Annotated in this window: 16 protein-coding genes; 7 read left to right on the top strand and 9 right to left on the bottom strand. The window is 52.8% G+C overall.

Annotated features, from left to right (window positions below; genetic code table 11):
- Window positions 1–149: 149 nt before the first annotated feature.
- Window positions 150–779 (bottom strand): site-specific integrase, encoded by a 630-nt coding sequence (locus HK26_RS13960; protein ID WP_257641003.1) that lies wholly within the window; start codon window positions 777–779, stop codon window positions 150–152.
- On the opposite strand from HK26_RS13960, the gene HK26_RS13955 reads away from it, so the two are divergent.
- Window positions 723–1,004: a hypothetical protein gene (locus HK26_RS13955; RefSeq protein ID WP_257641004.1), complete on the top strand. Its 282-nt coding sequence runs from the start codon at window positions 723–725 to the stop codon at window positions 1,002–1,004. The genes HK26_RS13960 and HK26_RS13955 overlap by 57 nt on opposite strands.
- A 485-nt stretch (window positions 1,005–1,489) precedes the next feature.
- Here the strand turns inward: HK26_RS13955 and HK26_RS13320 are convergent, their stop codons facing one another.
- The 7 genes from HK26_RS13320 to HK26_RS12620 all read right to left on the bottom strand — a co-directional run bounded on the left by HK26_RS13320 (window position 1,490) and on the right by HK26_RS12620 (window position 4,075).
- Window positions 1,490–1,792, bottom strand: coding sequence for a hypothetical protein (locus HK26_RS13320; protein ID WP_143296368.1), 303 nt, complete (start codon window positions 1,790–1,792; stop codon window positions 1,490–1,492).
- 182 nt (window positions 1,793–1,974) lie between these two features.
- Entirely contained in the window at window positions 1,975–2,520 is a 546-nt protein-coding gene (locus tag HK26_RS12645; RefSeq protein ID WP_086640086.1) for a hypothetical protein, read from the bottom strand.
- Complete coding sequence (locus tag HK26_RS12640) at window positions 2,517–2,696, bottom strand: hypothetical protein (RefSeq protein ID WP_086640085.1); 180 nt, start codon at window positions 2,694–2,696, stop codon at window positions 2,517–2,519. The genes HK26_RS12645 and HK26_RS12640 overlap by 4 nt, the downstream gene beginning before the upstream one ends.
- Complete coding sequence (locus tag HK26_RS12635; protein ID WP_086640084.1) at window positions 2,693–3,037, bottom strand: hypothetical protein; 345 nt, start codon at window positions 3,035–3,037, stop codon at window positions 2,693–2,695. Before HK26_RS12635 ends, HK26_RS12640 begins: the two co-directional genes overlap by 4 nt.
- Window positions 3,013–3,306, bottom strand: coding sequence for a hypothetical protein (locus tag HK26_RS12630; protein ID WP_086640083.1), 294 nt, complete (start codon window positions 3,304–3,306; stop codon window positions 3,013–3,015). The genes HK26_RS12635 and HK26_RS12630 overlap by 25 nt, the downstream gene beginning before the upstream one ends.
- Window positions 3,303–3,587 carry a hypothetical protein gene (locus tag HK26_RS12625; RefSeq protein WP_086640082.1) on the bottom strand — a complete coding sequence of 95 codons (285 nt, stop codon included), beginning with the start codon at window positions 3,585–3,587 and terminating at the stop codon, window positions 3,303–3,305. The genes HK26_RS12630 and HK26_RS12625 overlap by 4 nt, the downstream gene beginning before the upstream one ends.
- An 89-nt stretch (window positions 3,588–3,676) precedes the next feature.
- Window positions 3,677–4,075, bottom strand: a complete 399-nt coding sequence (locus HK26_RS12620) for a helix-turn-helix domain-containing protein (protein WP_086640081.1) — start codon at window positions 4,073–4,075, stop codon at window positions 3,677–3,679.
- A gap of 65 nt (window positions 4,076–4,140) precedes the next feature.
- Between HK26_RS12620 and HK26_RS14030 the strand changes: the two genes are divergently transcribed.
- Window positions 4,141–4,353, top strand: a complete 213-nt coding sequence (locus HK26_RS14030) for a helix-turn-helix domain-containing protein (protein WP_086640080.1) — start codon at window positions 4,141–4,143, stop codon at window positions 4,351–4,353.
- A complete protein-coding gene (locus HK26_RS13315) occupies window positions 4,350–4,799 on the top strand; it encodes a hypothetical protein (protein WP_143296367.1) in 450 nt (149 codons plus the stop codon). Before HK26_RS14030 ends, HK26_RS13315 begins: the two co-directional genes overlap by 4 nt.
- A gap of 251 nt (window positions 4,800–5,050) precedes the next feature.
- On the opposite strand, the gene HK26_RS13950 is transcribed toward HK26_RS13315, so the two are convergent.
- Window positions 5,051–5,179: a hypothetical protein gene (locus tag HK26_RS13950; protein WP_257641002.1), complete on the bottom strand. Its 129-nt coding sequence runs from the start codon at window positions 5,177–5,179 to the stop codon at window positions 5,051–5,053.
- A 98-nt stretch (window positions 5,180–5,277) separates the two neighbouring features.
- On the opposite strand from HK26_RS13950, the gene HK26_RS12605 reads away from it, so the two are divergent.
- From HK26_RS12605 to HK26_RS12590, 4 genes are all read left to right on the top strand, one after another.
- Window positions 5,278–5,754, top strand: a complete 477-nt coding sequence (locus HK26_RS12605; RefSeq protein WP_086640078.1) for a hypothetical protein — start codon at window positions 5,278–5,280, stop codon at window positions 5,752–5,754.
- A complete protein-coding gene (locus tag HK26_RS12600) occupies window positions 5,754–5,942 on the top strand; it encodes a hypothetical protein (protein ID WP_086640077.1) in 189 nt (62 codons plus the stop codon). Before HK26_RS12605 ends, HK26_RS12600 begins: the two co-directional genes overlap by 1 nt.
- Window positions 5,932–6,336, top strand: coding sequence for a hypothetical protein (locus HK26_RS12595; RefSeq protein ID WP_086640076.1), 405 nt, complete (start codon window positions 5,932–5,934; stop codon window positions 6,334–6,336). Before HK26_RS12600 ends, HK26_RS12595 begins: the two co-directional genes overlap by 11 nt.
- On the top strand, window positions 6,333–7,019 hold a 687-nt coding region (locus tag HK26_RS12590; RefSeq protein ID WP_143296366.1), incomplete at its 3' end, for a DUF7146 domain-containing protein. The genes HK26_RS12595 and HK26_RS12590, both read left to right, overlap by 4 nt.

Below are 7,019 nucleotides of genomic sequence, written 5' to 3'. Positions count from 1 at the left end.
CAGAAAACTAGGGCAAACCGTGGTGGGTGCGACAGGGATTGAACCTGTGACCCCCGCCGTGTGAAGGCCGAAATGATAATATCCTAACGTATTGATTTCTAATTGTTTATTCCTATTTCACATCAGAATTGCACGGATTTTGCACCAAATCAGAGGCCAAGCCATTCTTTAATTTCGTCACGATACGCATCTGGCATCTTCTTTGCATACCGAGTGACCATTGTGATTGTACGCCACCCGCCATCGTCCTTTAACCGCAACAGGTCGCGGTATAGGCAGTAATGCCATGTTGCGAATGTATGCCGCAGGCAATGGGGGGTAAGATCAGGCACAAACTTGGTTTTCGGTTTGTCTGATCCTTTCGGTGTCCATACGCGGTCGTGTCCTGGCAGACCTGCCTTCCTGCATGCAGTTGACCAGGCGGTTTTGATTTGGCCGCCCCCAGTGCGTCCGGTGTCATAATAAGCAGTGCCAATCTGTTGGCTGGCTTTTGAGCCATAAGAGCTTTTGCTTCTCACTGGACGGAATACGCGCCCTCTCCTGCCCTTTATTCCTTCCAGTGCTTGGACCACGACTGGAGGCATATCTATATGCCGTTCATCATCCTGTTTCTGCCAGACGACCGCACGCTTTCCTGTTAAATCCACGTCTTTCCAGTCCAGTTCCAGAGCCTCAGACATGCGGGCTCCCGTACCGATCAGGAATATCAGGAGTGGCTGAATATGGGGGGCCGCAGCTTCAACCAGAGCCGTGGCTTCCGCTGGTCGCAAAAACTGCATGCGAACTTGCTGCACCTTCGGCCGTTGGAAGGCGGGCTTGTCGCACCATCCGCGTATGGCAGCAAACTCAAGCACCGCTCTAAGGGGGGTAAGAACCGCCCGCAGTTTGGTCGCGCCAGTTGCCTGAGCGCCTTTGGTGAGAATTGCTTTGTACGCGTCATCCAGTTCCTGCTGGCCTATGGTGTCCAACTTTATGGTACCAAAGTGCTCAAGCAGGCGGCGTAAGTGGGTGCGAGTTGTTTCCGTTCTGGATTCAGCTTCCATATAGGCCGCAACAGCATGGGCAAATGTTACTGTTGCGCGCTTTCCATAGACTGAGGCCGTCCATAGCTCCGCCTCTCGCTTCGCCCTGTAGGCTTCTGCTTGTTCGGGGTCAGCAGTTCCAGTGCTCTCATATATGCTTTGTCCACGGACGGTTCCACGGATATAGAGCGCTGCGGAACATTGGCGTTTGATGACTTTGAGAGGCATTCTAGGCTATCAATCAATCGAATTATATCATCAGGATGGAAAACAATGCGTCCAACAATGCGCCGGTGCGTTGGGCCGCCGTTATGCTCGGGGTAGCATTTCAGGTGCTGGAGCAGTTTATTCCGGCCGATAGTGCCTTGTAGGCGTTCCAGCACATCCGGTACCCGCAGGAGTTTGGGGACTTCAGCCATTTTCCTCTCCTGCGCGAGTGTTCCATGCGGCGATGGCCTGTTCCTCGTTCATGCCGTCACCTCTGGCCATACAAAGTCGTCGCCCCGGTAGAGCGGACAAAGAGCGTGTGCCGCTATCTGGCCAAGCTGTGTGGCATGAAAATAGCATTCGCCAGATGCCCAGCCCTTACCCTTGGCCTGCATCAGCCCTGCGTTTACAAGCTCGGCCATCCCGGTATCGTTAGCCGAGCAATAGAAATAATCCCGGCTCCCGCATTTCTCTGGCTGCTCACGGGTTGCCCCGCAGGCATGCAGGAGTTTTGCCAGCGCTATTTTAGAGACACCTTCGGCCTCTGTCGGAATCTCTGGCATGATCCTGTCCATTCCCCGGTGCCTCAGTACCCGAATGTCAGGGAATGATATTGCGTTGTTCGTGTCTGTAACGTCTAAAAAGACCTGATACCGGGCCTTGCCGGCACTGTGAGCATAGACGGTACTTTCAAAGTCATAGCCGCATACTGTGACGCGCCATGCCTTCCGAATGCGCGGCGCACTCATGCCGCTCCGCCTTTCAGGATGGGGTCGTCATTGCCCGCACCACGGATTACAGCCAATGCTTCAGCATCATATTCGTTGAGGTCTAGGGCTTTTACTTCAGCCTCTGTAATACCAGCCTCTCTTAATATATCGGCGGCAATGCCTTCCTCATTATGCAGATTATAAATATTACAACATGCAATCAGGTATCCAGCGTTGAAGTTTTTCCGTTTACTTGCATCCATATCTTCCCGCAAATGCACAACCTCAGCCTCAAGCGCCGCGATCTGGGCTTGGGCATCGGAGTGGCGGACGAGAGGTTCATTAAAAGACTTCGTTCGTCTATCAGACACTTCAAAAATTTGAGCCATCACTCCTATAGCGCTTGGCGGTATGTAATCTGCGAACGCTGAAACCCGTAATTCACCACCCGTCACAGGCGTTCCGATAGAGATCATGCGCTCATTGAAGGTTCTTGTAGGGATAAGAAGCTTTCCAAGCTGTTCATTGCTCAACGGCAACCGCACGAACACGCCGGTAGGTTTCTGGCTGGTGAGGCTCATCCTACCAAGTCCTCCAGAACGGTAATCATATCCTCAACCGTTGCTTGGGCCACGGTGGCATCTTCCTCCACAGTCTCCTGCAAGAACTGCAGCGCGTGTCTGGCGCGATCTACCGAGACCGTTTCGTAAGCATCGCGCTGTGTCATGTTTACGGCTTCGCGCAAATCGTCATTCATGCTGCATTTGCCTTGTTCTTTTCGCGCAGCACCTGCACATCGTCTGTCCAGCCGACAATGCGGGGCTCGCTGTCTGTTTCGTCCAGTTCGCACTCTGGAAACTCTATACGGAAATGCGGGTCTGACAGCGTGATGCTAAACACTCCATCACCCACAAACGACATTTCTAAAAACCACCCCGGCAGGTCGGTGCTGCTATGCCCGGTAATGACGCCGCGGCCGTCCTGGCGGTGCTTGCTGCATTCTGGAAAGTCGATCTGACTACGGCTTTCCAGATCAGCCAGAACACCGCGGTACCGGCCTGCTGAGTGGTTTGTCAGTGTGATCTGGTAGCGAGGCATGGCAGGCACTCCGCCAGATTGTCATAAACCAGCGGCATATTCGGCACGTCAGGAACGGGCTTGATCCATGCAGGCGAAAAATTGAGGGCCGTGCCATCGGCAAAAACAACAGTGTGCTTCACCGGCGTTTCGGCCATGAGCGTAGTCCGCACTTCGCGGGCTATTGTGGGGTATGCCATCGGGCCTTTGCCGGATGGGTCACGCACAATCACGTCTCGGTCGGTGGCTATGGAGCGCATGCCGTATGCGCGGGCTGATGCGCAGGTCATTGGGCGCAGTCCTCCGCAACAACCGTGTGCCTGACATGCTTGGTCAGTTCATCCGCCTGATCACGCATACAGGTGGCAATGTTCTCCATCGCCTTGGCTGCTGGCATGAACAGTTCCATCCGCATACCAAAGGCCGCCTGCCCAAACTGATTGGCGGTGTTGCGAAGTTCCTCAATCAACTCCAGCAGGCGCTTATCCTGATTGATTACACGGACATTGCTGGTGTTGGTGTCTGCTAACGCGGCCTGCCCTGAGTGGCCTTCTCGTGCAGTGTATGACATTCATTCCTCCATCGCGGGGTGGCGATAGAGGAAGTATTAGCCATTTTCGCTAAACTTAAGCAAGAGGATTTTAGCGCATTACGCTAATATCAATTCGGTAAATCAGATTTAGCCGCTAAATTTTCGCCCAATGCCAGCCATTGCCGAACGGCTTCGGGATTTTTTGTCGTGAGAATCTTTAGTGCAGATTTGATGAGTTCAGGTGTCTCTCTATCTCCCGGGGGAAAGAAAAGACGGTCGGCCGAAACCTCATAAACTTGCGCTAGTAATTCTAAATCCTCAACTTTCACAGCTGTCTCACCACTTTCCCATTTGGCTATTGTGGCCTGATCTAGCGTGATGAGGTCACTCCGTATCGTTCCTATTTTGTTCGCAACAGCTTGCCGTGACAAGCCTAAACTTTCACGCCATGAACGAAGATGGGTCATCTTATGATGAGTGGTGCGTTTTCTTTTGGCCATACTAGAAGATGCGCCTAAAAGCGTCATGCCTCCTATCTCCTATTTAGCGAAATACGCTTGACATAAAACTAGCGAAATGCGCTAAATAGGGCATGTCACTTAGAGAGATACGCAAGAGCAAGGGGTTAACTTTGGGACAGGCCGCTGCATTGGTGGGATGCCACCTCGCAACTTGGCAAAAGTGGGAAAAGGGCCAAGTCCCTCCTCATAGAGCTATAGAGCTTGAAAAAGTTCTAGGTATCCCTCGCCATATCTTACGCCCTGATCTCTTTGCAAATATGCAAAGAGAAAGTTCCGCAGCATGATTACTCTTGCAATGAATAATAATGCTGCTGAAATTGCAGAACCTGAAATTCTATTGGGTATTAATCCTGAAGTATTGCAGGATTTGCGATTTTCATCATGGTGTTTGTTGTTTCTTCGAGTTTTTTCAACAAAACGTCTGATCCATTTTCAGCAAAAGATTTTTGCGCAGAAAGGAGAGAGATATAAATCTCTTGCAAGACAACATCAGGGTTTTGCGATTGCTTTGCTATTGCCGCTGCCAAAAACCCCAGCGCAGTATCTTGCGCAGTACTTTTGTATATTAGGGATGTTATTGCATCTTGAAATATTTGAACAATATGGTCGTCCATTTTCTTCATCCTTTATTGATTCATTAACCGCGTCAATAATAAATGAAACTGCCTCTGAGAGCAATTCTCTCAAAAAACCAACGTATAACTTCATAATAAAATCAGGTGCCGCATGAAACCTCATGACCCCACCAGTACGCCTGCATCGTCAGGCCGTCATCCGGAAGCTGTCCGGGTCGCCGTGATCATTGGCGCCTCCTGTGTGGCCTGTGTATGGCTTGCCGGGCGGACCAAAGGTAAAATTGAGCGAGAACGCCAGAAGCACGACCGGCATGTAACGGCAGTCAAACTGGCATTCTCACAAGAAAAAATCACCCTCACGTCAAGTCGGGAACTAGGCTGCCTTATCCTTGACCTGCATAATGCCTTACATCCCGTCGTATTTGAGCTCCTTCTCGTCCGTCTTGTCCGATGGGTCCAGAAGTCGGGCCATTTTTTTCAGGGTTTCTTCAAGGTCGGCAACACGTTTTTCAAGCTCGGAAACTCGCTTTTCCATCGTCATTCATCCTCTGCTGGTGTCTGTGGAAAGCCCACAGTGGATGAAGCTGGCAGCCGTGGCAACGCTGCTGCCAGCATTGCTGGGGAGCCTGAATAATGCCCATTCCAGCCATAAAAACTGCCACCAAGGACGTTATCCAACGCATAGGCGGGCATGAGGCTGCGGCTTCCATCACACGGGTGGGTAAGTCTAGCCTAAGCGATTACGGCAACCGCAACAGCCCGCTCATTGTGCCGGTGGATGTTGCCATTGTGCTGGATTGCTGCGCTCAACATCCGATTATCCTTGCCGCCATGGCGCATGCCGAGGGTTACGCGCTAGTACCAATCCATTTTGGTGAAGGCCACATTCCCAAGGATATGGCCGAATTTACGGACAAAGCCAGTCAGGCCATACAGCGCGGCTTTGAGGCGCTGGAGGACCGGAAAGTAGATGTGCATGAAGCGCATGAACTGGTCCGCTGCATGGGTGATGTTATCCGTGTTGCCGAGCATATCCGTGGCAGCATGGGCAAGATCATTTCCGAGAACAAGCCGTGCCTGGTGGACGCTCCAGCAGCAGGTGCCGCCTGATGGCCCGTGCTGCCATAGACTGGACGCGGCTGGACTCGGACCTGCGGCGCATGGCCCGCTGTGGGTTCAGCATCAAGCGGCAGGCCAGAAAACTTGGCATTGCCGCCATCACTATCAAAAAACGCCGTTCAGTTCTTGGTTTAACCAAGAGGCCTGTAGTGCGGGAGAATACTGGTCATGCTTCTTAAACCCATTGATCTGTGTGGGCGTTTGAATGCTGCCATTCGTCTGGCTGGCGGTGCTCCACAGTTTGCGCGCCTGCATAACCTTAAAGTGCAGGCCGTGCGGGATACGCAAAGCCTCAAGTCCATTTCAGAAGATGTCACAAAAGCTGTTGGCCTTGTGCCCGTCTTGCGTTATCCAGTCAGAGCACAGGCGGGGCGTCTTGCCACCCTTGGTGAAGTTCAAGAAAAACTGAATAGTTTTGTAGCTCAGCGCGAAACCCAGCGTGCCGCAGCAATGGCGCTTGGTATCTCGGAAGGTTGCCTCTCCAATATCCAGAATGCCCGCCGTGGTTTCACGCCCGTCCTGGTCGCACTTGGGTTTGACCTGCCAGTGACCCGGTTTGTGGTGCTGCCATGAGCAGAAAGCTCTCTGCCCCTGAAGTTTCGGCCATGCTCGCAGAACAGATGCAATCCCTCGCAGGGGAGCTTTTACGGGGCGGTCAAAAACATGGGAATGAATGGAAAGCTGGCTCTGTAGCTGGAGAGCCCGGTAATTCGCTCTCAGTCTGCCTGAGTGGAGCCAAGAAAGGCCGCTGGAAAGATTTTGCGGCAGGTATTGGTGGTGATCCGCTAGACCTGATTGCTGCGTGCCTGACTGGTGACGACCTCAAGGATGCTTTCAAGTGGGCCTGCAACTGGCTGGGTATCAGCAATGAGACGGTCGAAATCCGCCGCGCGGAAATCCAGCAGAAAGCCGAGGCCAACAAGGCAGAAGCAGAGGAGCAGGCGCAACGGCGCGTTATGCGCGGTCGTGCTTTATGGATGGCGGCTCAGCCAGATATTACTGGCACACCTGTGGCAGCCTACCTGCATGGGCGTGGCATAGACCTGCAGAAGCTTGGTCATACTCCTGGCGCACTCCGGTTTGCCCCTGCACAGTACTGCAAGGAAATTGACGCCCCATTGCCTGCCATGCTGGCTGCCATCACCAATCTGGAGGGGCGTTGCGTTGCAGTCCACCAGACGTGGCTCAGCCAGCACGGTGGTCAATGGACCAAAGCCAAGCTGGAACTGCCCAAAAAGGTTCTGGGCGGTTTCCGT

The organism is Acetobacter okinawensis, from assembly GCF_002153655.1.
Classification (GTDB): Bacteria; Pseudomonadota; Alphaproteobacteria; order Acetobacterales; family Acetobacteraceae; genus Acetobacter; species Acetobacter okinawensis_A.
This window is presented reverse-complemented; position numbering and strand designations above follow the sequence as displayed.